This is a genomic window from Aliikangiella maris (assembly GCF_040719265.1).
Classification (GTDB): domain Bacteria; phylum Pseudomonadota; class Gammaproteobacteria; order Enterobacterales; family Kangiellaceae; genus Aliikangiella; species Aliikangiella maris.
In genome coordinates this window covers 1-1,431 of the sequence record NZ_JBFDAH010000103.1, presented here as the reverse complement: position 1 = coordinate 1,431, position 1,431 = coordinate 1, and the positions used below count along the sequence as shown (strand labels likewise).

Below are 1,431 nucleotides of genomic sequence, written 5' to 3'. Positions count from 1 at the left end.
GGTTTTAGGAATTTCCAACAGCGTTTTTGTGTCAATGATTTTATCAATCACTGTGGTAACACCAAAACGAGTGGTGGTGGTTTTCAGTTCATCTTTTTGTTTAATCAACGTAGAAGAAATATTGCTTCTTCCTGTGGTAACAAATTGGGTATCACCATTTTCCAGTTCTGTTTCTACGGTGGTAAAACTATTTGACTCTGCTGTTGAATAACCATAAGTGAACGCATTAGATGTTTGATCTTTTTCTCCTAAATTTAATCCGTAGATATACCTTCCAGCTTGATGATAAAGTGTTTATATATTGTAAAATATACCCGAGCCCTTATACTTTTTTTCCATGTCCTATAGCTTACTTATTAAACTTTTTGCTTCATGTTCTGAAAGAAATCTAGAAAACAACTCTGTTCCATCACTCAAATCATCTAATAAAATAACTCTCTCTATCGAGTGAAATTGCCACTTAATCTGAGTTCCCATTTCAGTTTTAAACTCAGACTCTCTTTCACAATTCCGCGTTGCTTTTTCCATTGCTTCCTCTTCAGATAATGCAGAGACAAGCACTATTCTCTCTTCCCAAAGAGGCTCTCTTTTATCTGTTCTTTCTGATTTAAAAAACATGCATACAGAATAATACATAAATTTTACCTTTTCTTTTTCTTAAACCGATTTTCATTTAATAACTTCCAAGCTCTTTTCCCTTCAGCAGATTTATCATTTCGAATTTGCTCTAACGTCATATCTAGGAACTCAGATGGAAATTCTTCCCGAATGCTTGCTTTACATTCTTTTTGAATCCAGTCGGAAGCTTTACTCTCAAATTTTTTAATTGCATCTAATGCCTTTTGGTACAGCTTAGGATCTGAAATAGCCTCAAGCAAATCTTTTAACTTTCTAGTATTTCCCCTGCCAATAGCTTGTAAAACTGAAGTTCTTAGCGAATCTAATCCTCGAAGGTCAACAAAGTTCACCGGATCACTAAAAGCATACCCATAAATATTACTATCCCCACCAGCAAACCGAATCGGATCTTTACTCGTCCATCGTCCAGCTTGTGGTTCATAATCCCTAGCCCCAAACCGAGTCAGCCCAGTATCTCTATCATAAATACCACCGGCAAAACCAAACGGCTGAAATCCAGGATTAGTGTCTAATATCACATTACCAAACTCATCATAATCCATTTGTTGAACTACGTCACCATTGGCAATATCAACCACTAATAATGGACTACCCAAGTAATTAGAAATAATTCGGTAAGTCTTAGTACCTTTAATAAAGTAATCCGGCACATTGATTTTACTGCCGTAAACAAATCGACTAATGACATTATTATTGCTATCTAACTCCGCGATAGGATTGAGTTGGTCAGCATATAAAAAGCCTTGAACTAATGTACCGTTAACCTTTTTACCAATACGTCTATCAGAGCCG

3 protein-coding genes are annotated in these 1,431 nt (G+C 36.0%); 1 reads left to right on the top strand and 2 read right to left on the bottom strand.

All coding sequences use genetic code 11. The features are described 5' to 3' along the window. Positions 1-195 (top strand): hypothetical protein (locus ABVT42_RS22305; protein ID WP_367024542.1); only part of this gene is annotated, 195 nt, incomplete at its 5' end. 147 nt (positions 196-342) lie between these two features. Here ABVT42_RS22305 and ABVT42_RS22300 read toward each other — a convergent pair. Further along, complete coding sequence (locus tag ABVT42_RS22300) at positions 343-636, bottom strand: DUF4288 domain-containing protein (RefSeq protein ID WP_353898196.1); 294 nt, start codon at positions 634-636, stop codon at positions 343-345. A gap of 5 nt (positions 637-641) precedes the next feature. Beyond that, positions 642-1,431, bottom strand: a 790-nt coding sequence (locus ABVT42_RS22295; RefSeq protein WP_367024540.1) for an RHS repeat domain-containing protein, incomplete at its 5' end; no start/stop codon positions are given.